Source organism: Streptomyces fulvorobeus, from assembly GCF_013167895.1.
GTDB classification, from domain to species: domain Bacteria; phylum Actinomycetota; class Actinomycetes; order Streptomycetales; family Streptomycetaceae; genus Streptomyces; species Streptomyces fulvorobeus.
The window spans coordinates 2,102,875-2,126,076 of sequence record NZ_BLWC01000001.1; the positions used below are offsets into that span (position 1 = coordinate 2,102,875).

At 73.6% G+C, this 23,202-nt stretch carries 18 protein-coding genes and 3 pseudogenes; 13 read left to right on the forward strand and 8 right to left on the reverse strand.

Translation table 11 applies throughout. The features are described from left to right. Positions 1 to 10: 10 nt before the first annotated feature. Both malQ and Sfulv_RS09610 read right to left on the reverse strand, forming a co-directional pair. Positions 11 to 2,197, reverse strand: coding sequence for a 4-alpha-glucanotransferase (gene malQ, locus Sfulv_RS09605; RefSeq protein WP_173313296.1), 2,187 nt, complete (start codon positions 2,195 to 2,197; stop codon positions 11 to 13). Further along, positions 2,198 to 2,512 (reverse strand): hypothetical protein, encoded by a 315-nt coding sequence (locus Sfulv_RS09610; protein WP_173313297.1) that lies wholly within the window; start codon positions 2,510 to 2,512, stop codon positions 2,198 to 2,200. A gap of 308 nt (positions 2,513 to 2,820) precedes the next feature. Here Sfulv_RS09610 and Sfulv_RS09615 point away from each other — a divergent pair. Continuing rightward, positions 2,821 to 5,795, forward strand: a pseudogene (locus tag Sfulv_RS09615) (glycoside hydrolase family 84 protein). 105 nt (positions 5,796 to 5,900) lie between these two features. Here the strand turns inward: Sfulv_RS09615 and Sfulv_RS09620 are convergent. Next, complete coding sequence (locus tag Sfulv_RS09620) at positions 5,901 to 6,437, reverse strand: HNH endonuclease (RefSeq protein ID WP_173313298.1); 537 nt, start codon at positions 6,435 to 6,437, stop codon at positions 5,901 to 5,903. Positions 6,438 to 6,756: 319 nt separating this feature from the next. Between Sfulv_RS09620 and Sfulv_RS09625 the strand changes: the two genes are divergently transcribed. The 12 genes and pseudogenes from Sfulv_RS09625 (at position 6,757) to Sfulv_RS09680 (ending at position 17,974) form a co-directional block, all read left to right on the forward strand. Next, positions 6,757 to 7,815 carry a mechanosensitive ion channel family protein gene (locus Sfulv_RS09625; protein ID WP_173313299.1) on the forward strand — a complete coding sequence of 353 codons (1,059 nt, stop codon included), beginning with the start codon at positions 6,757 to 6,759 and terminating at the stop codon, positions 7,813 to 7,815. 220 nt (positions 7,816 to 8,035) lie between these two features. Continuing rightward, positions 8,036 to 9,250, forward strand: coding sequence for an ROK family transcriptional regulator (locus Sfulv_RS09630; protein WP_173313300.1), 1,215 nt, complete (start codon positions 8,036 to 8,038; stop codon positions 9,248 to 9,250). 199 nt (positions 9,251 to 9,449) lie between these two features. Continuing rightward, the gene (locus Sfulv_RS09635; RefSeq protein ID WP_173313301.1) at positions 9,450 to 10,715 is read left to right on the forward strand and encodes a 6-phospho-beta-glucosidase; all 1,266 of its coding nucleotides are present in this window, start codon (positions 9,450 to 9,452) and stop codon (positions 10,713 to 10,715) included. Continuing rightward, the gene (locus Sfulv_RS09640) at positions 10,706 to 11,680 is read left to right on the forward strand and encodes an N-acetylglucosamine kinase (RefSeq protein ID WP_173313302.1); all 975 of its coding nucleotides are present in this window, start codon (positions 10,706 to 10,708) and stop codon (positions 11,678 to 11,680) included. Before Sfulv_RS09635 ends, Sfulv_RS09640 begins: the two co-directional genes overlap by 10 nt. 212 nt (positions 11,681 to 11,892) lie before the next feature. Further along, positions 11,893 to 12,051: a hypothetical protein gene (locus Sfulv_RS09645; RefSeq protein WP_173313303.1), complete on the forward strand. Its 159-nt coding sequence runs from the start codon at positions 11,893 to 11,895 to the stop codon at positions 12,049 to 12,051. Between the two features lie 11 nt (positions 12,052 to 12,062). Next, positions 12,063 to 12,761 carry a transporter substrate-binding domain-containing protein gene (locus Sfulv_RS09650; protein ID WP_173313304.1) on the forward strand — a complete coding sequence of 233 codons (699 nt, stop codon included), beginning with the start codon at positions 12,063 to 12,065 and terminating at the stop codon, positions 12,759 to 12,761. Positions 12,762 to 12,806: 45 nt separating this feature from the next. Next, complete coding sequence (locus Sfulv_RS09655) at positions 12,807 to 14,153, forward strand: hypothetical protein (RefSeq protein WP_173313305.1); 1,347 nt, start codon at positions 12,807 to 12,809, stop codon at positions 14,151 to 14,153. After that, positions 14,153 to 14,461: pseudogene (locus Sfulv_RS09660) on the forward strand (tetratricopeptide repeat protein); the annotation flags it as partial. The gene Sfulv_RS09655 and the pseudogene Sfulv_RS09660, both read left to right, overlap by 1 nt. Before the next feature lie 2 nt (positions 14,462 to 14,463). Next, on the forward strand, positions 14,464 to 15,792 hold the full coding sequence (locus tag Sfulv_RS09665; protein ID WP_173313306.1) for a PP2C family protein-serine/threonine phosphatase: 1,329 nt from the start codon (positions 14,464 to 14,466) through the stop codon (positions 15,790 to 15,792). Between the two features lie 140 nt (positions 15,793 to 15,932). Next, a pseudogene (locus Sfulv_RS09670) lies at positions 15,933 to 16,181 on the forward strand (hypothetical protein); the annotation flags it as partial. Between the two features lie 75 nt (positions 16,182 to 16,256). After that, positions 16,257 to 17,471, forward strand: coding sequence for an FHA domain-containing protein (locus tag Sfulv_RS09675; protein ID WP_173313307.1), 1,215 nt, complete (start codon positions 16,257 to 16,259; stop codon positions 17,469 to 17,471). Between the two features lie 98 nt (positions 17,472 to 17,569). Next, positions 17,570 to 17,974, forward strand: coding sequence for a globin (locus tag Sfulv_RS09680; RefSeq protein WP_173313308.1), 405 nt, complete (start codon positions 17,570 to 17,572; stop codon positions 17,972 to 17,974). Positions 17,975 to 18,055: 81 nt separating this feature from the next. Here Sfulv_RS09680 and Sfulv_RS09685 read toward each other — a convergent pair whose 3' ends face one another. The 5 genes from Sfulv_RS09685 to Sfulv_RS09705 all read right to left on the reverse strand — a co-directional run bounded on the left by Sfulv_RS09685 (position 18,056) and on the right by Sfulv_RS09705 (position 23,200). Then, positions 18,056 to 18,739, reverse strand: coding sequence for a DUF8010 domain-containing protein (locus Sfulv_RS09685; protein WP_173313309.1), 684 nt, complete (start codon positions 18,737 to 18,739; stop codon positions 18,056 to 18,058). Beyond that, complete coding sequence (locus tag Sfulv_RS09690) at positions 18,736 to 19,158, reverse strand: acyl-CoA thioesterase (RefSeq protein WP_173313310.1); 423 nt, start codon at positions 19,156 to 19,158, stop codon at positions 18,736 to 18,738. The genes Sfulv_RS09685 and Sfulv_RS09690 overlap by 4 nt, the downstream gene beginning before the upstream one ends. Positions 19,159 to 19,163: 5 nt before the next feature. Continuing rightward, complete coding sequence (gene ettA / locus Sfulv_RS09695) at positions 19,164 to 20,828, reverse strand: energy-dependent translational throttle protein EttA (protein ID WP_173313311.1); 1,665 nt, start codon at positions 20,826 to 20,828, stop codon at positions 19,164 to 19,166. Between the two features lie 157 nt (positions 20,829 to 20,985). After that, complete coding sequence (locus Sfulv_RS09700) at positions 20,986 to 22,461, reverse strand: Cys-Gln thioester bond-forming surface protein (RefSeq protein ID WP_256668853.1); 1,476 nt, start codon at positions 22,459 to 22,461, stop codon at positions 20,986 to 20,988. A 277-nt stretch (positions 22,462 to 22,738) separates the two neighbouring features. Continuing rightward, positions 22,739 to 23,200, reverse strand: coding sequence for a single-stranded DNA-binding protein (locus Sfulv_RS09705; protein WP_173313313.1), 462 nt, complete (start codon positions 23,198 to 23,200; stop codon positions 22,739 to 22,741). Positions 23,201 to 23,202 lie beyond the last annotated feature (2 nt).

Below are 23,202 nucleotides of genomic sequence, written 5' to 3' on the forward strand. Positions count from 1 at the left end.
TAGCGAACGGCTACGGGCGGCGCGCGCCCGGGGGTCCCGTACGGAACCCGGGGCGCTCCGGGCGGGGGCGCACCACCTCCATCAGCCGGTGCAGCCGGGGCGAGGCGGCGAGCTCCTCCAGGGTGACCGGATGGCCTTCGGCGTCGGCGACGGGCAGTCGCCAGTTGGGGTACTGGTCCCAGGTGCCCGGCAGATTCTGCGGGCGGCGGTCGCCCACCGTGTCGGGCAGCCAGACGCCTGTCATCAGGGCGGGGGTGCTCAGCAGGAAGCGGTGGACGGCCCGGATCGCCGCCTCCTCGTCACCCTCCCCCTCGGGCAGGAGCCGGAGCCGTGAGAGGTACGCAAGCCACTCGGCGGTCTCGGTGGCGTCGTCGGTGAGCTCCTGCTCCAGCGGGCGCGTGAGCAGCCCAAGGCGGTGGCGGAGTGTCACGTGGTCGCCCGTCAGCCGGGCGGCCGTCGAGGGCAGGTCGTGGGTGGTGGCCGTGGCCACGCAGTCGCGCCGCCACCGCTCGGGGGCCAGGGGTTCGCCCGTGCCGTCCCAGTCGCGCTCGAACCAGAGCACGGAGGTGCCGAGCACACCGCGCCTGGCGAGCGCTTCGCGGACACCGGGCTCGACGGTGCCCAGGTCCTCCCCTACGACGACGGCGCCGGCCCGGTGCGCTTCCAGGACGAGGACGGCGAGCATCGCCTCGGCGTCCTGGGCGACGTACGTGCCCTCGGTGGGCGGACGCCCCTCGGGCACCCACCAGAGCCGGAACAGCCCCATCACGTGGTCGATGCGCAGGGCGCCCGCGTGGGCCAGGAGCCCGCGCAGCAGGCCGCGGTACGGGGCGTACCCCGAGGCGGCGAGCGCGTCGGAGCGCCACGGGGGCAGCCCCCAGTCCTGGCCGCGCGCGTTGAAGGCGTCCGGGGGCGCGCCGACCGACATCCCGTGCGCGAAGGCGTCCTGCTGGCTCCAGGTGTCGGCGCCGGCCGGGTGCACGCCCACGGCCAGGTCGTGGACGATCCCCACGGCCATTCCGGCGTCGCGCGCCGCCTGCTGGGCCTCGGCCAGCTGGGTTGCGGTCAGCCAGGCCAGCCGGCAGTGGAAGTCGACCCGCCCGAGCAGCTCGGCGCGGGCCCTGGCGGTCTGCGGGGAGCGCGGGTCACGCAGCCCTTCGGGCCAGGCGTGCCAGTTAGGGCCGTGCACCTCCGTCAGCGCGCACCACAGGGCGTGGTCCTCCAGGGCTTGCCCCTGTCCGGCCAGGAAGTCGCAGTACTCGGCTCTGCGGCCCGGGGTCAGCGGCACCTCGTGGATGAGCTCCAGCGCCTTCCGCTTGAGCTCCCAGACGGCGTCCCGGTCGATCAGGGCGCCTTTGCTGAGGACGGCTTCGGAGAGCCCGGCGGCGTCCTGGCGGAGGTCGTCCAGGACCGCGCGGTCCTGGACGTGGCCGTATTCGGGCACCGACTCGACGCGCAGGTGGACGGGGTCGGGGAAGCGGCGCGAGGAGGGGCGGTACGGGGAGGGGTCGGTGGGGGCACCGGGCACGGCGGCGTGAAGCGGGTTGACCTGCACGAACCCCAGGCCCAGGCTCCGCCCGGACCAGGCGGCGAGGTCGGCCAGGTCACCGAGGTCACCCATCCCCCAGGATCTCGCGGAGAGCAGGGAGTAGAGCTGGACGAGGAAGCCGTGGACGCGGGCGGGCGGCTGCGGGACGCGGGCGGGGGCGACGACGAGCGTGACGGCGGCGTGGCGGCCGTCGGACGCGCGCGCGGTCAGCCGGTGGACGCCCGGGGGCGGTTCGCTCCACCAGGCGGGTGTCCGGTCCGTGGGCGCGGAGACGCCTTGCGCGGCGGGAGCCGTCGGGGCCGGGGCGGTCGGGTTCGCCACCTGGCTCAGGTGCTCCGGGGGCGCGGCGGCCGCCCCCGGAGCGGGCTCCAGCTCGATCGTCAGCGCCGTGTCCCGGGGCAGCGCCGTCAGGGAAGCGGGCAGGGGCTCTCCCGACCAGACGACCACCGTCGGCGGGAGCAGGCGGGAGACCGCGGCGGACTGCGCGGCGTCCAGCGCCCTGCGTACGGCCTCGGGGGTGCCGGCGTCGACGCCCAGCGCGGCGAGCACGGCCGTGACCGTGTCGTCGGGGACGGACACCGTGACATCCGGGGACGGCGAGTAGGAGGTGGCGACACCGTGCAGTGCGGCGAGCCGGGACAAGCCCATTCAGACTCCTGGGGTCTCCATGCCCCCTGCGGTGCCGGGTGCGGTCGGCTCGCTGGTCAGAGGGGCGACGGCGGCGAGCGGAGGCTCGCTCGTGAGAGGGGTGGCATCGGCGAGCGGCGGCTCGCTGGTCAGCGGTGCGGCGTCGGCGAACGCGGCCTCGAAGCTCAGATGGGAGACATCGGCGAGCGGCAGCTCACTGATCATCGGAGGCGCGAGGTCGGTCAGGGGCGGCTCGGTGGTCGGTGCGGCAGGACCCGCGGGGCTCGGTGCCTGTTTGGTCAGGGCGGAGAGCAGAAGCTGCGCGGCAGCGGGCATGGTGGCCTCCTGGCCGTAGGGAACAGGTCACCGCCAGACCTACCCAGCCGGTGCGGACCGCAGACGTGGACGTGACATAGGCGTCATGACAACGAGCCCAACGTGCCGTAGGTCACATTCCGTTCCCCCGTCCGGCGGACACGGACCGATTCCGGCCACTCGCCTGGGCCCGCGGGCCCCGCGCGGACGCGTAGCAGGGGATTCCCTCCACGCGTCCGGGCATATCTGGCGCAACGGTCACGCGCATTGACACCCTCGCGCGCGGGTGGTGGGCTCGGAGCCCACCAGCGGGACGAGAGGGGCGCGACGTGCGGTTCGGGCGCAGGAAGCAGGCGACGGCCGTCGCCGTCGCCGTGATCGGCGGGCTGCTCGGTCCCGTCGTCCCGGCCGCGACGGCGGCCCCTGCCGTCCCCGGCCCGCCGGCCGCCGCGCCCGACCGGGCCGACGCCTCGCTGCCCTCCGTCTGGCCCCGCCCGCAGACCGTCAAGGCGTCCGGCCGGACCGTGCCCCTGGGTACCGAGGTCACCGTTCTCGCCGGGGCGGGCGCCGATCCGTACGCCGTGGACGCCCTGCGGACCGTGCTGCGCGAGGCGGGGGTCACCACCCTGCACGACGCGTTCCCTGGGCGCGGCCCCGTGGTCCGTATCGGCGGTCCCGGTGCGCTGGAGGCCCTGCGGGTCCTGCGGGCCCCCGACCGCGCGGACCTGCCGTCCGGCGGCTACCGCATCGCGTCCGGCCCGGTCGCCGGACGCGACACCGTCGCCCTGGACGGCGTCGGCGAGGACGGCCTCTTCCACGCGGTCCAGACGTTGCGCCAGCTCATCCGCGACGGCGCTGTCGCCGGCGCCGTGGTGCGCGACTGGCCGAGCACGGCCGTCCGGGGGACGGCCGAGGGGTTCTACGGGCAGCCGTGGACCCATGAGGAGCGGCTCGCGCAGATCGGCTTCATGGGGCGCACCAAGCAGAACCGCTACCTGTACGCGGCGGGCGACGACCCCTACCGCCAGGCCCGCTGGCGCGAGCCGTACCCCGCCGGGCACCGCGCGGAGTTCCGGGCACTGGCGAGGAAGGCGCGTGCCGAGCACGTGACACTCGGCTGGGCCGTCTCCCCCGGTCAGGCGATGTGCATGGCGTCGGATGGTGACATCAGGGCGCTGACGCGGAAGATCGACGCCATGTGGGCGCTGGGCGTGCGGGTCTTCCAGCTCCAGTTCCAGGACGTCAGCTACAGCGAGTGGCACTGCGACGACGACGCGGACACCTTCGGCAACGGCCCGCGAGCCGCGGCGCGGGCCCAGGCGCGCGTCGCGAGCGCCGTCGACCGGCATCTGGCGCAGCGCCACCCGGACGCGGAGCCGCTGACGGTGATGCCGACGGAGTACTACCAGAACGGTTCGACGGAGTACCGCGAGGCGCTCGCCGCGGAGCTCGACGACCGGGTGCAGGTGGCCTGGACCGGAGTCGGGGTCGTCCCGAAGACGATCACCGGGCGGGAGCTGGCCGGTGCCCGGTCCACCTTCCGCCACCCCCTGGTCACCATGGACAACTACCCGGTCAACGACTACGCGCAGGACCGTATCTTCCTCGGCCCGTACACCGGCCGGGAGCCGGCGGTCGCGATCGGTTCGGCCGCGCTGATCGCCAACGCGATGGAGCAGCCGTCCGCCTCCCGCATCCCGCTTTTCACCGCCGCCGACTTCGCCTGGAACCCGCGGGGCTACCGGCCGCAGGAGTCCTGGCAGGCGGCGATGGACGACCTGGCGGGCGGCGACGCCGGGACCCGGGCCGCGCTGCACGCGCTGGCCGGCAACAGCGCGGCCTCCCTGCTCGGCGGCGCGGAGTCGGCCTACCTGCGGCCCCTGCTCACCGCGTTCTGGGCGTCCCGGGCGGCGAGCGGCCCGGAACGCGGTGAGGCGGCGCGCGAGCTGCGGGCGGCGTTCACCGTGATGCGCGAGGCCCCGGAGCGGCTGGCCGCCCCGGCGGAGGGGCGGCTCGACGACGAGGTACGTCCCTGGTCGGACCAGTTGGCCCGGTACGGCCGGGCGGGTGAGCTCGCCGTGGACCTGCTCCAGGCGCAGGCCCGGGGTGACGGGGCGGGCGCCTGGCGGGCGCGGCTGGAGCTGGACGGCCTGCGCGAGCGGATCAAGGACGGCGGGACGACGGTCGGCGAGGGCGTGCTTGGACCGTTTCTGGACCGGGTCCGCAAGGAGTCCGACGGCTGGAACGGCGTCGACCGCGACTCGGGCACCGTCACCGAGGACGCGGACAGCTACACCGTCCGGCTGGGCCGCCCCCGCCCGGTGGACGCCGTGACCGTCCTGACGGACCCCGGCGGCGGTTCCGCCGACGCGGTCCTGCAGGCCCACGTGCCGGGCGAGGGCTGGCGCGGTCTCGGCCCGCTCTCGGCGTCCGGCTGGACCCAGGCGTCCACCAAGGGCCTGCGGGCCGACGCGGTCCGGGTCAGCCTGCCGGCCGCGGCCCCCTCCTTCACCGGCACCCGGGCCCCGCTGCTCCCGGGCCCCGCCACCGGTGCCGCGGGTCCACGGGTGCGGGCGGTCGTGCCGTGGTTCGGTGACGAGCCCGCCGCCGGCCTGGCTCTCGTACGCGGCGAGACGGACGCCGTGATCGGCGGCGGCCCGCAGCGTGTCGAGGCGCGGCTGGCCGGGCGGCGGCCCTCGGATGTGCGGGGGGCGCTGACCGCCGACGCGCCCGAGGGCATCACGGTGAAGGTCCCCAAGCGGACGACGGTCCCGCGCGGCTCCCGCACGGACGTCCCGGTGGACATCACGGTCCCGGCGGACACCCCGGCCGGTGAGTACCAGGTGCCGTTCAGCTTCGGCGGGGAGCGCAGCACCCTGACGGTGCGGGCCTTCCCCCTGCCGGGGGCGCCGATCTGGCCCGTACGGGCACGGCGTCCTCCTCCGGAGACGAGACCCCGGACTTCCCGGCGGCGGCCGCGTCGGACGGCGATCCCGCCACCCGCTGGTCCTCGCCCGTGGAGGACGGCGCCTGGTGGCAGACGGAGCTGGCGGAGCCGGTGCGGCTGGGCCAGGTGGTGCTGCGCTGGCAGGACGCGTACGCCTCGCGCTACCGCGTGCAGGTCTCGGCGGACGGCCGCACCTGGCGAACGGCGGCCACCGTGCGCGAGGGCCGGGGCGGGCGCGAGTCGGTCCGGATGGACGCGAAGGACACCCGGTTCATCCGGGTGCAGGGCGACGGCCGGGCCACGGAGTTCGGGTACTCGCTGTGGTCGGTGGAGGCGTACGCGGTGGCGGCGCGGTAGCGGGGTCACAGGCCGTCGCGGTGCGACCGGGGCGGCACGGCGGCGGCGCCGAACGGGCGGCCGGCAGGCGTGGTCTCCCCGGTCGCCGGACGCGCCTGATGGCGCTCACGCCGATACGCCGTCGATCCGGGCCAGTACGTCGTCCGCGCCGAACGGCTGGAGATACGGCAGCCAGCGCGGGTCCCGGTGCCCGGTCCCGATGATCCGCCAGGCCAGACCGCTCGGCGGGGCCGGCGGGTGGCGCAGCCGCCAGCCGAGCTCCGGCAGGTGGCGGTCGGCCTTGACGTGGTTGCAGCGGCGGCAGGCCGCCACCACGTTGTCCCAGGCGTGCTGTCCGCCGCGGCTGCGCGGAATGACGTGGTCGACGCTGGTGGCCGCGGCGCCGCAGTACATGCAGCGCCCGCCGTCCCGGGCGAAGAGCGCCCGCCGGGTCAGGGGGACGGGCCCCCGGTAGGGGACCCGTACGAACCGCTTCAGCCGGATGACGCTGGGCGCGGCCACGGCACGGGTGGCACTGTGCAGGAACGCGCCGGACTCCTCAAGGCAGATCGCCTTGTTCTCCAGGACGAGGACGAGCGCGCGGTGGAGCGGTACGACGCCGAGCGGCTCGTACGACGCGTTGAGAACCAGGACGTGCGGCACGGTGGATGCCTCCTTGTACGCCGGCGGCGCGTGGCTCGCGCCGGGACGATCCGATCTCAGTCTCTCCTCATGCCTGGTCCGAACGCCACCACGTGCCGGTAACGGGCCGGGGGATTTTTCTCACTCCCCCCCGGCCCGGTGCCGTCCGGGGCGCCCGGGAACAGGCGCTTCACCACGGCGGCCGCCCGCCCTGGGCGATCGGCCACACGTGGTGTATCCCCGGGTGAGACGTGTCTCTCCCCCGAACACGGCAACGAACCACTCCCCTGGCGTCGTTACTGTTGTTGGTCACCCGTCGCCGCTCATGGAGGTCCCCGCCGTGCACCTGTCCGCCCTCTTGGCCGCAGCGCCCTCACCGGAACCGGTCGGTTCCCTCGGTGAGGCCGCCGAACAGGCCGGAAACGCCGCGGGCTGGGTCGAGGAGAACTGGTCCACCTGGCTGAGCACCGGTCTGCGCATCCTGCTCATCGCGGCCGTGGCGCTCGTGCTGCGCTACGTGATCCGGCGCGCCCTGACCAACCTCATCGAGCGGATGAACCGCAGCGCCCAGGCGGTGGAGGGCACCGCCCTCGGTGGTCTGCTGGTCAACGCGGAGCGACGCCGCCAGCGCTCGGAGGCGATCGGTTCCGTACTCCGTTCGGTGACGTCGTTCATGATCCTCGGCACGGCGGGCCTGATGATCCTGGGCGCGTTCCAGATCAACCTGGCGCCCCTGCTGGCCTCGGCCGGTGTGGCCGGGGTCGCGCTCGGCTTCGGCGCGCGGAACCTGGTCACCGACTTCCTCTCCGGCGTCTTCATGATCCTGGAGGACCAGTACGGAGTCGGGGACACGGTCGACGCGGGCGTGGCCTCCGGCGAGGTCATCGAGGTGGGGCTGCGGGTCACGAAGCTGCGCGGTGAGAACGGGGAGATCTGGTACGTCCGCAACGGCGAGGTGAAACGGATCGGCAACCTCAGCCAGGGCTGGTCGACGGCCGGGGTCGACGTGACGGTGCGCCCCACGGAGGATCTGGAGCGGGTCCGCGCGTCGATCCTCGCGGCGGCCGAGGCCATGGCCAAGGAGGACCCGTGGACGGAGCGCCTCTGGGGACCGGTGGAGGTCCTGGGCCTGGACGCGGTCCTGCTGGACTCGATGACGGTGCGGGTGACCGCGAAGACGATGCCGGGCAAGGCGCTGGGCGTGGAGCGCGAGCTGCGCTGGCGGATCAAGCAGACGCTGGACGAGGCGGGCATCCGGATGGTCGGGGCCCTGCCGCTGGTGGACGGGGAAGCGCCGCCGGACCCGACGGCCGGCATGGCCCCCCCGTCCGCGTACGCCTCGGCGACCTCGCCGCAGTCGGTCGCGACCACGCCGATACCGCCGAACCTGGCCAAGTAGCGCGGAACCGAGGAGCGCGAGTACCGCCGCCCGGCCCTGCCGGACGGCGAGGTGTGGCCGAAGGGGCGTCCCGCGCGTGCGGGGCGCCCCTTCGGCGTACGGGGCACTGCGGATAACGCTTCGACAGCTGCGGGGGCGGACCATTGACGGCACGGTGATCCGCGCTCTACCTTCCTCACACGAACAGGAAAGTTTCCTTACAGAGGGCGGGTGGACGGCCATGGCGGGGACCACGCCGGGGACCCCGGGCACACCACGGGTCCTGCGCGCCATGAACGACCGGGCCGCCCTCGACCTGCTCCTTGAACACGGCCCTCTCTCCCGTACGGAGATCGGGAAGCTGACCGGCCTCTCCAAGCCCACCGCCTCCCAGCTGCTGACCCGCCTGGAGGCCGCGGGACTCGTCGTCGCCACCGGCACCAGCGAGGGCCGGCCCGGGCCCGGCGCCCAGCTCTACGCCGTGAACGCCCGCGCCGCCCACGTCGCCGGCCTCGACGTGACCGCCGGGCGGATCGTCGCCGCGGTCGCCGACGTCACGGGCGAGACGGTCGGGCGGTACGAGCTGCGCACCCCGGGCCGCGGCGCCGCGGGGGTCGTGCGGCAGGTGGCCGAGGCCCTCGACGGCGCGGTCGAGGCCGCCGGGCTGGCCCGTTCCGGCGTGCACCGCCTCGTCGTCGGCACCCCGGGCGCCTTCGACCCTGGCACCGGCCGGCTGCGTTACGCCTCGCACCTGCCCGGCTGGCACTCCCCCACCCTGCTGGCGGAGCTGGCGGCCTCCCTGCCGATGCCGGTGGAGTACGAGAACGACGTGAACCTGGTCGCGGTGGCCGAGCAGCGGCTCGGGGCCGCCCGAGGACACGAGGACTTCGTCCTGCTGTGGAACGAGGAGGGCCTCGGCGCCGCCCTGGTGATCAACGGCCGGCTGCACCGCGGCTGGACCGGCGGCGCGGGCGAGGTCGGCTTCCTGCCGGTGCCCGGTACCCCTCTCGTACGCCAGGTCGTGAAGGCCAACAGCGGCGGCTTCCAGGAGCTCGCGGGCGCCCAGTCGCTGCCGAGGCTGGCCACGGCACTCGGCATCGACACCCCCCACCAGCCGTACGCGCGGGTCGCGGCGGCCCTGCTGGCGCGGGCGGTCGAGGCGTACGAGCGCGACGAGGCGCTCACCGAGCTGCTGCGGCAGTACGCCCAGCGGCTCGCCACCGGTCTCGCATCCGTCACCGCCGTGCTCGACCCGGAACTGATCGTGCTCTCCGGCGAGCTCGTCTCCTCCGGCGGTGAGCTGCTGCGTTCACTGATCCAGTCGGAGCTCGCGGAGCTCGCCGCGTCCCGGCCCCGCCTCGTCCTCGGCGAGATCGACCGCCATCCCGTGCTGCGGGGCGCCCTCGAAAGGGCCCTCGCGGACACCCGCGACGAGGTGTTCGACACCTCTCGCTGAGATCGCCACGGTTCCCCTGCCCCTGCCCCTGCCCCTGGGAGTCCTGTCATGCGCGGACGATCGACCTCCGGCCCGGCGGGAGCGCATCTCGATGACGACGCTGCCGCCCGCCTCGCATCGTCATCATCCCGATGGCGTTCGGGGACGGCCTGGAGTTCCCCAAGGGCACGCAACACACCGACCGGAGTGAAGGACTGACATGAAGCTCGCAGTAGTGGGTGGCGGGTCCACCTACACCCCCGAACTGATCGACGGTTTCGCCCGGTTGCGGGACACCCTGCCGGTCGAGGAGCTCGTGCTCATCGATCCGGCCGCCGACCGCCTGGCACTTGTCGGCGACCTCGCCCGGCGGATCTTCGCCAGGCAGGGCCACCCGGGGAGGATCACCACCACATCCGACCTGGACGCCGGGGTCGCGGACGCCGACGCGGTCCTGCTCCAGCTCCGGGTCGGCGGGCAGGCCGCCCGCCACCAGGACGAGACATGGCCGCTGGAGTGCGGCTGCGTCGGCCAGGAGACCACCGGAGCCGGCGGCCTCGCCAAGGCGCTGCGCACCGTCCCGGTCGTCCTGGACATCGCCGAACGCGTCCGCCGCACCAACCCGGACGCCTGGATCATCGACTTCACCAACCCGGTCGGCATCGTCACCCGGGCGCTGCTCCAGGCCGGGCACAAGGCCGTCGGCCTGTGCAACGTGGCGATCGGCTTCCAGCGGAAGTTCGCCCGGCTGCTCGATGTGACGCCCGGCGAGGTGCATCTGGACCACGTCGGTCTCAACCATCTGACCTGGGAGCTCGGGGTGCGCCTCGGCGGCCCGGACGGCGAGGACGTGCTGCCGAAGCTGCTCACCGAGCACGGGGACGCCATCGCCGGGGACCTGCACCTGCCCCGGGAGCTGGTCGGCCGGCTCGGCGTCGTCCCCTCGTACTACCTGCGGTACTTCTACGCGCACGACGAGGTCGTACGGGAGCTCGGCACGAAGCCGTCCCGGGCGGCCGAGGTCGCCGCGATGGAGAAGGAACTCCTCGCGCTGTACGGCGACCCGGCGCTGGACGAGAAGCCCGCGCTGCTCGCCAAGCGCGGCGGCGCCTTCTACTCGGAGGCGGCCGTGGACCTGGCGGCGTCCCTCCTGGGCGGGGGTGGCTCCGCGGTGCAGGTGGTCAACACGTACAACAGGGGGACGCTGCCGTTCCTGCCGGACGACGCCGTGATCGAGGTGCAGGCCCGGGTCGATGGCACGGGGGCGGCTCCGCTCGCCGTTCCCCGGCTCGACCCGCTCTACGCCGGTCTGATCGCCAACGTGACGGCGTACGAGGACCTCGCTCTGGACGCGGCGCTGCGCGGCGGCCGGGACCGGGTGTTCAGGGCGCTCCTCTCGCACCCGCTGATCGGTCAGTACGAGCACGCCGAAGGTCTCACCGACCGGCTGATCGCCCACAACCGGGAGCACCTCGCGTGGGCGTGAACGTCTCGGTCGTCGCCGTCGACGCGGGCAACAGCAAGACCGACATCGCGCTGATCGGGGCGGACGGCACGGTCCTGGCCACGGCCCGCGGCGGTGGCTTCCAGCCGCCGGTCGTGGGCATCGACGCGGCACTGGACGTGCTGGGCGTGATCCTGGACCGGGCGCTGGCCGCGTGCGGCGGGAGCACCGGCTCCCTGGGCCATGTGTCCGCGTGCCTGGCCAACGCCGATCTCCCGGCCGAGGAGGCGGAGCTGACGGAGGCTCTGCTCGCCAGGGGGTGGTCGCGCACGGTGGAGGTGCGCAACGACACCTTCGCGCTGCTGCGCGCCGGGGTGGACGAACCGCGGGGGGTGGCCGTCGTCTGCGGGGCGGGCATCAACTGCGTGGGCATGCTGCCGGACGGGCGCACCGCCCGCTTTCCCGCGATCGGCCGGATCTCCGGGGACTGGGGCGGCGGTTCGGGGCTCGCCGAGGAGGCCCTGTGGTTCGCGGCGCGCGCCGAGGACGGCCGGGGCGGGGCGACCGCGCTCGCCCGCACGCTGCCGGGGCACTTCGGGCTCGGCTCGGTGTACGAACTGATCGAGGCGCTGCACCGGGGCACCATCCCGCCCGCCGCGCGGCACGAACTCACCCCGGTCCTCTTCGCCACCAGCGCGGCGGGCGACCCGGTGGCGCGCGCCCTGGTGGACCGGCAGGCGGACGAGGTCGTCGCCATGGCCTCGGTGGCGCTGACCCGCCTGGACCTGCTCGACGAGGAGGTGCCCGTGCTGCTGGGCGGCAGTGTGCTGACGGCCGGTCACACCCAGCTCGACGAGCGGATATCCGCGCTGCTCGCGGCCCGCGCCCCGAAGGCCGTGATCGGTGTGGTCGCGCAGCCGCCCGTCCTCGGGGCGGGGCTGCTGGGCCTGGACCACACGGGTGCGGCGCCCGAGGTGCATGCCAGGCTGCGCGCGCAGTACGCCTGAGGGGTCCGGGAACCGATCACTCGTCCCATACGTGTTCTCTGCGGGGGTGGCCGATCCGCCGGTTCCTGGTGTGGACGGCGGTCACTCCGGCCATACTGCTGGCCGGGTGCCGGTCCCGTGCTCGGCCGGGGGGCCGTGCCGCAGTCGGTGACCGAGGGGGAGGTCAGGTGACATACCCGCCGAACGGGGGCTCTCCACGGGAGCGTGCGCCCGTGGCGCCGTCTGTGCCCGCGCGGCGCCGGAGCGCCTGGCCCGGACCGGCGGAGCGACTGCGTACGGCGGCGACGACCGAGCCGGGCCGGGAGAGCACCGCCCTGGGCGCGGCGGCCGCCGTCGCCGGGGTCAGCCGCGGGCTCTCGGAGTACCGGTGAGAGGGGCGGCGATGGCCAGGGGCCGGTCCGCGCCCGGCAGGCTACGCGGCTGGGGCGGCGTGGCGGGCATGGCGGTGGCCTGTGCGATCACCGCCTCGCTCACGCTGCTGCCGCTCTCCCACAGCGGGGGCGGCTCCTTCGGTACGAGGGCGGCGGGCCAGGGCTCGACGCCGACGGTGCACGCGCGCGCCGAGGGGTGCACCGACCCGGAGGCGAGCCCGCGGCTCTCGGGCGACGACGGCCCGGGCATCGACCGGATCGAGGAGCGCGGCAGGCTGATCGCCGGTGCCGGCCGGAACGGTTTCCGCTGGGGGTACCGCAACCCGGAGACCCGCGAACTCGAAGGCTTCGACATCGATCCGGTGCGGGCCATGGCGCAGGACATCCTGAGCGACCGGAACGCGGTGATCTTCCGTGCGATACCCACCGACCAGCGCGTCGCCGCGCTGGAGAACGACCGGGTCGACGTCGTCGTGCGGACGATGACCATCAACTGCGAGCGGCTGGAACAGGTCTCCATCTCCACGGCGTACTACGGGGTGGCGGCGAAGCAGGGCGCGGAGGACCTGGTGGCCCGCGTCGACAAGGTGCTGGCCGACTACCGCGAGGGCGGCGACGACAGCCCGTGGATGGTGTCCTGCCGGGCGTGGCCGGCGACGGGCCTGCCCGGGATCACCGGACCGCCGGCGCCCGGGTACCTGAGCAACTGAATCCTCCGGCCCCCGGGCCGGACGGGAAGAGCGGAGAGGTGATCGATGGGCGTGGCGGGTTCCTTCCCCGGCTTCGCGGGGAGGCCCCCCGGCCCGGTCCTGGACCGGGACGAGGCGGACCGTGCGCTGGCCCGGCTGGGGGCGGAGTACGAGGCCATCGAGACCTCGCTCCTCGCGCTTCAGGACCATGCGGGCCGCCGGCTCCTGGAGGGCGCCGAGCTGACGGGCGTCACCCAGGACCGCTGGGCTGCCACCGAGCAGTCGATCACCCTGCTGTGGCGGTGTTTCGACGCCTACGAGGACGCGCTCACCGAGGCCCGTGCGGTGCGGGCCCGCAGGCGCCATCCGGACCGGGAGGACCTGCTCGCCCTGACGGAGCTGCTGTGCGGCCAGGGCGTCACCGTGGCCGGCCCGGGTGCGGCGCGGGCCCGTTCGGTCACCGGTCCCGCCGTGCTCTCCGAGCGGTTCTCGCTCCAGGAGCTCGTCGCCCGGATGAACGAGCTGTACGCGGGTGCGCTGGACATGGTCGTGGCCTCCGACTCCGTATGGTCGGCGCTGCCCGCCCGGATAGACCTGCTCGCCGCCGAACTGCGCCGTACCGCGTCGCTCGCGTACTCCGTGGGGGTGCGGCCGGGTGAGCATCCGGCCGGGGACGACCTGGAGTCGATCACCCACGAGCTGACGGCGCTCCGGGCGCAGGTGATCTCCGACCCGCTGGCGTTCTGGCTGCCCGGCCCCGGCAGCGCGGCGCCCGGCAGCGGCCGTCCCGACACCACACGCTACGACCGGGCGGCCCGCGCCCTGGAGGACGTACGGCGGGAGATCGAGGCGGTGCTCGCGGTCCGGCAGGACGCGGAACAGCGTCTGGTCCGCCTGCGTGACGTGCTCTCCCGCGCGGACCGCACACTCTCCGAGGCCCGGTCGGCGCGCGGCGAGGTGCTGGCGAAGATCGCCGCCTCGGAGGTGCCCGTGGTCAGCGGCCCGCCGACCGCGTTGCAGGAACGGCTGGCCGCGGCCTCCGACTACCGCAGACACGCCCAGTGGCACCGGCTCTCCCCGCTCCTCGAGACGCTGGAGCGCGAGGCGGAGGACGAACTGCTGCGCGCCCGCGAGTCGTTGACGTCCGTGACGGCGCCGCTCGCGGTCCGCGCGGAGTTGCGGGGCAGGCTGGACGCGTACAGGGCGAAGGCCGCCCGGCACGGCCTGGCGGAGGACCCGCTGCTCATCGAGCGGTACGACGCGGCCCGCCGGATGCTGTGGAGCGCGCCGTGCGATCTGCGCGTCGCCGGGCAGGCGGTGCTGCGCTTCCAGCAGGCGGCCGCCGAGCTGCTCACCCCGCAGCGACCGCCGGGCCCGGAGGACCGGCGGGGCGGACAGGGGGAGACACCGTGAGTACGCAGGTGACGGGCCTGGAGGGCTTCGGCCTCGACGCCGTACGGCGTGAGCAGTTGTCGGCCGAGGTACTGGGTACCGCGCTCGACTGGGTACTCTCCGGTAGTCCGGCGGCTCCCTCACCGGGCCCGTCGCGGCACGCGCTGCCGGGCCCGAGGACGCTGCTGGGCAGTGAACTGGACGAGCGGGGCCCCAGATCGGGCCTGGAGCGCTCGCACCGGATACTCGCCCGGCTCACACAGCGGGGCGACGAGCGGATCGAACTGGCGGAGCGGGCCAACCGTTTCCGCCCCCGGACGTGGGTGTGAAGATGTCACAGATCCACCAGCAGACCTCCTTGACCAACTGCCCAGGCTGCGAGGAGCCGTTGGCGACGGGCGACCTGCTCTGCGGGGCGTGCGGGTACGACCTGTCGGCCGTGCCGGCGCCGCCGGATGACCGGCCGGCGGTCGCCGTACCGGGGCCGGGCGGGCCGGCGAAGTGGCCCGCGGCCTCGGAGGCCGGCGGTGGCGACCTGCCCGCCCCCGCGCACCGGGCGACGGATCTGCCGGGTACGGACTCGGGTGGCTCACCGCTGCCCACGACGGCGCCACCCGTCTGCCGCGACGACCCCGGCGGGGCGTCACCCGGCTCCGACGACTTCGAACTGGCGGCCCCCGGGGCGCCCGGAGCGCCCGGTCCGGGTAGCGCCGCCCCGGCGGCAGGCGGGAAGCTGTGCGTGGCCTGCCGTTCGGGCCGGGTGGACACCGACGGGTACTGCGAGAACTGCGGCCACGCCCAGCCCCGCGAACGCGATCACATGGAGCAGGAGCTCGGCTCGGTGGCCGCGGTCAGCGACCGGGGCCTGCGCCACCACCGCAACGAGGACGCGTTCGCCGTCTCCGGCACCGCGCTGCCGGACGGTTCCCCGGCCGTCGTCGCCATCGTCTGCGACGGCGTCTCTTCGGCGAGCCGCCCCGACGAGGCGTCGGCCGCCGCCGCGAGCACCGCCAACGAGTCGCTGCTGGAGTCCCTGCCGCGCGGGACGCATCCCCAGCAGGCCATGCACGAGGCGATCATCGCCGCGTCCGAGGCGGTCAACGCGCTGGCCGGTGAGCCGGGCCGGGCGACGGAGCCCGACCAGCCGCGCCATCAGAACGCCCCGGCCTGCACCCTGGTCGCAGCGGTCATGGCCGGCGGGCTGCTGGTCATCGGCTGGGTCGGCGACAGCCGGGTCTACTGGGTGCCGGACGACCGTGCCGTAGCGCCCGCCCGTCTCACCGAGGACGACTCCTGGGCGGCGCAGATGGTGGCGGCGGGCCTGATGAACAAGGCGGAGGCGTACGCCGACGAGCGCGCCCACGCCATCACGGGCTGGCTCGGCGCCGACGCCTACGAACTGGAGCCGCACACCGCCTCGTTCAAGCCGGACCGCCCGGGCCTGGTCGTGGTGTGCACGGACGGACTGTGGAACTACGCGGAGGGCGCGGCGGAGATGGCGGCGGTGCTGCCGCCGGACGCGCGCGAACGTCCGCTGCACGCGGCCCAGGTGCTGGTGGGCCACGCGCTCGACGGCGGGGGGCACGACAACGTCACCGTGGCTCTGCTGCCGTTCGTCGTGACGCCCCAGGGGGCAGCGCCCCCGTCGAGCACCGACTGAGCGCCGCTCAGCCCGTCCGGTACGACCTGATCCGACCTGCGCGGAGCCACAGGGAGCAGACCAGATGGCGGGATTCTCCAGGTCGGACGTGCCGTGGTTCTCCGTCGAGGTGTACGGGAATGAGAAGACGCGCGACGCGACGGCGGGTCATCCAGCAGGGGTTCGATGCGCGCAAGTCGGCGAACTTCGACGGAGCGACCGCGAAGCTCTGCCGCGCGGTACAGCTCGCGTCGGCCTCGGGGAACGAGGGCACTGCGAAACTCCTTTCGAAGGTGGTCGACGTCGTCGACGCGGCGACCGGTACTGTGCGACTGAAGGCGAAGGTGGCGGAGGCGGACGGGACGACCCTCGAAACGCGCTCCACCAAGACCGTTCGCGTCAGGAAGTAGCGGCGCGGCGACCACCGGCAAACCGAACGAGCATGACGGCCCCCGGGCCGGACGAGGAGAGGGGGAAGCGCCGACATGCCGACCTGCCCGAACGGACACCAGTCGGGTTCCGAGGAGTGGTGCGAGGTCTGCGGACACCGCATCGCCGGAGCGGGCGCGGTTCCCCCGCCTCCGCCTCCGCCCACGCCCGGCTACGGCTACCCGCAGGGCCCCGGCCCCGGCGAGCCGGCCGCCCGGGCCGAGCTCTGCCCGCAGTGCCGCACCCCACGTGAGGCGATGGCGCCGTTCTGCGAGGAGTGCCGCTGGGACTTCCTCACGAACACGGCGACCACGTACACCCCGCTCGCCCCGCAGCAGAGCGCTCCCGGTGCCCCGGTACCGGGTCTCCACCTGCCGCCCGGCTTCCAGGCCCAGCAGGGACCGCCGCCGCCCCAGCCGCGGCAACAGCAGCGGGACCCCTTCGAACACCAGGGTTCGCGGCCCTCGCAGACGAACCGGCCCTCGGAGCCGCTCACCTCCGAGCAGGGCGGCCACTCCGGCCCCCCGGCCCCGCCGTCGTTCCCGCAGGGACCGCCGCCCCCGCACTCCTTCCAGCAGCCCCAGCATCCCCAGCAGCACCAGCAGGCGCCGCAGGGGTTCCAGCAGCAGTCCGCTCCGCCCGCCCCCGCGCAGCCCCAAGCCGGGCGGCCCGGCGGCGACGACTGGATGCTGCCGCCGCCCTCGCAGGGCCTCGCGCCGCAGCCGCCCGGCCTCCCGCAGCCGCCGCAGGGCTTCCAGCAGCCGTTCCCGGGGCAGGGCCACGGCCCCGGTCAGGGACCCGGACGCGGACCCGGACCCGACCAGGGACACGGACCCGACCAGGGGCAGAACCGGGGCCGGCAGTCCACCACCTGGACGGCTGTCATCGCCCCGGACCGCGAGTACTTCCTCGCGATGATGCAGCGCAGCGGACCCGAGGCGACCGGGCTCAACCTGCCCGCGTACTCCCCGGAACAGCACATTCCGCTGACCGGCAGCCAGGTCACCATCGGGCGCCGCAGGCAGAGCACGGGCGAGTCCCCCGACATCGACCTGTCCGTGCCGCCGGAGGACCCGGGCGTCTCCCACCAGCACGCGGTCCTGGTGCAGCAGCCTGACGGTGGCTGGGCCGTGGTCGACCAGAACTCCACCAACGGCACCACCCTCAACACCGCCGAGGACCCGATCCAGCCCTACGTCCCGGTCCCGCTCCAGGACGGTGACCAGGTGCATGTCGGGGCCTGGACGACCATCACGCTCCGTCGCGGCTGAGTGCCGTCCCTCCCTCCGGCGGCGCCCCTCGCGCTGCCGGAGGGGACCGGAGTCCTAGGACCCCGGTCCTCGGCCGGTTCGTCTGCGACCATGGACAGGTGACTGAGATTCCGCGCGACACGCTTCAGGAGCAGACCTTCTACGAGCAGGTCGGCGGCGAGGAGACCTTCCGGCGCCTGGTACACCGCTTCTACCAGGGGGTCGCGGAGGACCCGCTGCTGCGTCCGATGTACCCGGAGGAGGATCTGGGCCCCGCCGAGGAGCGGTTCACCCTGTTCCTCATGCAGTACTGGGGCGGCCCCCGGACGTACAGCGACGGCCGCGGACACCCCCGGCTGCGGATGCGCCACGCCCCGTTCCGCGTCGACCGCGCGGCGCACGACGCCTGGCTCGGCCACATGCGGGTCGCCCTCGACGAGCTCGGGCTGCCGGCGGAGCAGGAGCAGCAGTTGTGGAACTACCTCACGTACGCCGCCGCCTCGATGGTGAACACCGAGGGCTGACCCGGTGGTCCATGCCGGAGCGGGGCCACATCGGGGTGTGGCCGGACGGGCGTGAGGAGTAGCGCCGCCGCCCGGGACGGGTCAGTGCCCGCGGCCGACCGTCACCGCGAGTGTGCCGAGTCCGCCGCCGGGGCCGCGGACGATGACCGAGCCGAAGGGCGTACGCAGCCGGAGCCAGGGCCCGGACGCCAGCAGGGTCACCGGGAAGTCCGGGGCGGCGCGCAGGAAGCCCAGAGACTGGGCGGCGTGGACGGCGCGCAGCGGGAGCCGAGTGCCGCCGACCGGGCGTGACCAGATCTCGCGGCCGATCGTGTCGCGTTCGGCCCTGGTGCGCCGGTCGTCGGGCAGTGCGCCGTCCCGGGTGCGGAAGTCCGCGACGGCGGCGGTGAGCTGGGCGCGCAGGGCGAGCGGGTCCGGCAGTCCCGGCTGTTCGCGCCAGCCGCCGCGGGGCGGCAGGACACCCGTCCACGGCGGTCCCGTGACGGGTGCGGGGACGGCCCCCGCACCGGTCGTCTCCTCCAGGGATTCGAGGAGCTCACCGGCGGAAACGGTCACGTCGAGGGTGTGCGGGCCGGCCAGCCGCGCCGTCCGGATCGCGAGGACATCGAACGACGGCGGCCGGCCGAACACGGCCAGTGCCTCGCCGCCGGCCTGCAACCGGACGGCGGCCGCCCGGTCGTAGTGGAGCAGCCGGCCGAGGAAGGCGGCGAGGTCCGCCGCCTCCCTCGGGTCGGCGAACAGCAGGGAACGCAGGGGCACCGTCATACGGCGGCGGGCTCCTCGGCCAGGAACTCCTGGAGGAAGAGCTTCTCCTCGGCGGAGATCCGCCGCGGCCGCTCCTCGGCCAGGTTGTACGGGACGACGACGGTCGACGCCCGTACGTACACCTGGTCCGGGTCCTTGATCTCGTACGCGATCGTGAGCGAGGCGGCGCCTATCTTCGTGACCCACGACTCGACGGTCACCGGAGCGTGCCGGTGGACCAGCGGGCGTACGTAGTCGATCTCGTGCCGGGCCACGACGGACCCGCCGGAGAACGACGGCGAGCCGTCCCCCGGCGCCAGCCGGAACATGAAGTCGATACGCGCCTCCTCCAGGTAGCGGAGGAAGACCACGTTGTTCACGTGGCCGAAGGCGTCCATGTCCGACCAGCGCAGCGGGCAGCTGTAGATGTGACGAGCCAAGACGATCAGCCTCGCGTGAGCTTCTTGTACGTGGCGCGGTGCGGGCGGGCGGCGTCCGCGCCGAGCCGCTCGACCTTGTTCTTCTCGTACGACTCGAAGTTGCCCTCGAACCAGTACCACTTGGAGTCGCCCTCGTACGCCAGGATGTGCGTGGCGACCCGGTCCAGGAACCAGCGGTCGTGGGAGATGACCACGGCCGCACCGGGGAATTCGAGCAGGGCGTTCTCCAGCGAGGACAGGGTCTCCACGTCGAGGTCGTTGGTGGGCTCGTCGAGGAGCAGCAGGTTGCCGCCCTCCTTGAGCGTGAGCGCCAGGTTGAGGCGGTTGCGCTCACCACCGGAGAGGACACCGGCCGGCTTCTGCTGGTCGGGGCCCTTGAAGCCGAACGCGGAGACGTACGCCCGCGACGGCATCTCGACCTGGCCGACGTTGATGTAGTCCAGCTCGTCCGACACGACGGCCCAGAGGGACTTCTTCGGGTCGATGTTGGCGCGGGACTGGTCGACGTAGGAGATCTTGACCGTGTCGCCGACCTTGATGGCGCCGGAGTCCGGCGTCTCCAGGCCCTGGATCATCTTGAACAGCGTGGTCTTGCCCGCGCCGTTCGGTCCGATGATGCCGACGATGCCGTTACGCGGCAGCGTGAAGGACAGGTCGTCGATGAGGACCTTGTCGCCGAACGCCTTCGAGAGGTTCTCGACCTCGACGACGATGGAACCGAGACGCGGGCCCGGCGGGATCTGGATCTCCTCGAAGTCCAGCTTCCGCATCTTGTCCGCCTCGGCCGCCATCTCCTCGTACCGGGCGAGACGTGCCTTGGACTTGGTCTGCCGGCCCTTGGCGTTGGAGCGGACCCACTCGAGCTCTTCCTTGAGCCGCTTCTGGCGCTTCTCGTCCTTGCGGCCCTCGACCTTGAGGCGGGCCTGCTTCTTCTCCAGGTACGTGGAGTAGTTGCCCTCGTAGGCGATCGCGCGGCCGCGGTCGAGTTCGAGGATCCACTCGGCGACGTTGTTCAGGAAGTACCGGTCGTGAGTGACGGCGATGACGCAGCCCGCGTACTTGGAGAGGTGCTGCTCCAGCCAGTTCACCGACTCGGCGTCGAGGTGGTTGGTGGGCTCGTCGAGGAGGAGCAGGTCCGGGGCCTCGATGAGGAGCTTGCAGAGCGCGACGCGGCGCTTCTCGCCACCGGAGAGGTTGGTGACGGGCCAGTCGCCGGGCGGGCAGCCCAGGGCGTCCATGGCCTGCTCCAGCTGGGCGTCCAGGTCCCACGCGTTGGCGTGGTCCAGGATCTCCTGGAGCTTGCCCATCTCGTCCATGAGCGCGTCGGAGTAGTCGGTCGCCATGAGCTCGGCGACCTCGTTGAAGCGGTGGAGCTTGCCCATGATCTCGGCGGCGCCGTCCTGCACGTTCTCCAGGACGGTCTTCGACTCGTCGAGCTCCGGCTCCTGCATGAGGATGCCGACGCTGAAGCCGGGCGAGATGTACGCCTCGCCGTTGGACGGCTGCTCAAGGCCCGCCATGATCTTCAGTACCGTGGACTTACCGGCACCGTTGGGCCCCACGACACCGATCTTCGCGCCGGGCAGGAAGTTCAGGGTGACGTCGTCGAGAATCACCTTGTCGCCGTGCGCCTTGCGCGTCTTGCGCATGGTGTAGATGAACTCAGCCAAGAGAAACCGTCCGGCAGCAGTAGAGGTGTGGGCAGATACACCCATCTTGCCTGACGCCTGCCGCCGGAAGGAAACCCGTCCGCTCCCCGGCACGCGCCGCGCCCCCTCGGGGGCCCGGGCCCGGCGCCCCGCTCAGGGGGCGCCGGGGGTCATCCGCTCACTCGCTGTCGCCGGCCGGCTTCCGGCGGCGGAGCAGGACGACCGTGCCGCCGCCGATGACGACGAAGGCGACGGCGACGCCCGCGATGACCGGGGTGGCACCGGAACCGCCGGTCGCCGCGAGGCCGCCCTCCAGGCCCGTGGAGCTGGTGCCGGTGGACGCGGGGACGGGCTGCCCGGCGCTCTGCGTATCGATGCCGCCCTGGTCACCGGCGGCGGCGCCGGAGGCCGTGACGCAGTCCAGGACACCCCTGAAGCTCTTTCGCAGGCCGCCCGGAACGGTGATCGTGATGTCGTACGTCTGGTCCTCGGCGACCGGGACCGTGACGGTCCTGGTCGCCCCGGCGGCGACGGTGTACGTGGAGCCCGCCTGCTCGAAGGTGAACGGCGCGTCCCCCTTGTTGCTCGCGGTGATGTCCACGCCGCCCTCGACGCAGTTCTTCCTCGCGGTGAGGGCGGGTACGGCCCCGGCTCCGGCCCAGGTGGCGGTGGCCCCCGCGGAGACGGTGGACTCGCTGGAGCCGGCGAGTATCTGCGTCTGGCTCCTGGTGACCCCGGCGAGGACCCGGCCGACCGGCACCGAGGTGGTCGCCTGCGCGGTCAGCTGCGCCGAACCGTCGGCGGCGTCCTCGGGCAGGTCGAAGTAGAGCCGCGCGCCGTCCGTCGCGGAGGTGACGGGCTTGCCGTCCTGGCCGGTGATCCTGACGCCGCTCGCCGCGTCGGCCGGCGGGGCCAGGGAGACCTGGTCCGCGTTGGTACGCACGGTGACGGGGCCCAGCCGCTCCCCGGCCCGGCCGGAGACGGCCGCGGGCTCCAGCGTGAGGGACGCCTTGGGCTCGGCGGAGGAGGAGGCGTGTGCGGACAGCCAGTCGGCGAGCTTCTCGGCCTGCGGGTCGGCCGCCTCCACACGCACGTCGTCCGAGTGGCGCCAGATGGCGACCTGGGTCCCGGCGGCCGCGGTGCGCTCGGTGAGCGGCCCGGTGCCGGCCCGGCGGGCCAGGGCGGCGAGGTCGTCGATCCGCGGGTAGGAGTGCTGGAGTACCCAGCGGATCTTCCCGGCGTTCCTGTTGGCCCCGAGGGACGTCTGGTCCCAGGAGGTCTCCACGTACTTCGCCTGGTCCTGGGTGGCGTTGTGGATGTCGACGCAGTACGTCTTGAGCTTGCCGCCGCCCTCGACGGTCATCTCGAAGAGGCCGGCGGGGATCGTCTGCGTGGTGTCCTTCGCGCCGTTCTCGCCGGGGACGCTGAGCACGGCGCGGTCGAACGTCTTCAGTCCGTCCAGGACCGCGGTCACGCCGCCCTCCTGCTGGGGGGTGCTCCCGGCGGCGGCGGGACCCGCTCCCGCGAGGGTGCCGGCCGCCACGAGGCCGGTGACCAGGACGGTGGCCGCCAGCCTGCCGAGCCCTCCGGCGCGCCCCCGTACGGAGCTCGTCGTCGAGGCCGCTGACAGCGCGCCGGACGGCGGAGCGGACACACAGGTCCCGGATGATCCGAAAGCCGTCGAAACCACCGCAGACACCACAGGCACCGCACGCACCGCAAACGCAGAAAACGCAGAAAACACAGAATTCCCCTCCGGGCGAGGACCTCGCGCCGGTCGCGCGTGTGGGGATCGCCTCGCCAGCAGACTCAAGTGCCCCATGAATACTGAGGAATCCTAAAGACCGGGCGAAGCCCAATCCCCCGTCATACGGTCGGACAACCATTCCGACTCATAATCGTTATCGCTGTATCCGGCACCCGCCGCCCTTTCAGGACACCGACATCAGTTCGGTGGCCGGTTCCTGACGGCGCGTCGCATCCTCGTCGCCCGGACCGGCGCCTGTCGGCGCGCGCGATGTCAGGGACGGATCCGCCCGGAGCACCCGGCGGAACGCGGCGGTCCCCCGCGTCAGGTCGTGTCCCACCGCCACCGCCTCGATGTCGACGAACGCCCGCCGCCTGCCCTCCCGTTCCTCCTCGCGCACCCTCAGCCGTCCGTGCACCACGAGTGGCTCGCCCACGGAGACGGAGCCGGACAGATTCACCGCCAGGGTGCGCCACGCCAGCACCGTGTAGAAACTGGTGTGCCCGTCCGCCCAGAGCTGCTTCTCCCGGTCCCAGCGGCGCGCCGTCACAGCGAAGCGGAAGCGCGCCATTCCGCCGGTGGCCGTCTCCCGGAACTCCACGGCGGTCGCCGCGTTTCCCACCAGCGTCACAAAGGTGTCGTTCATTT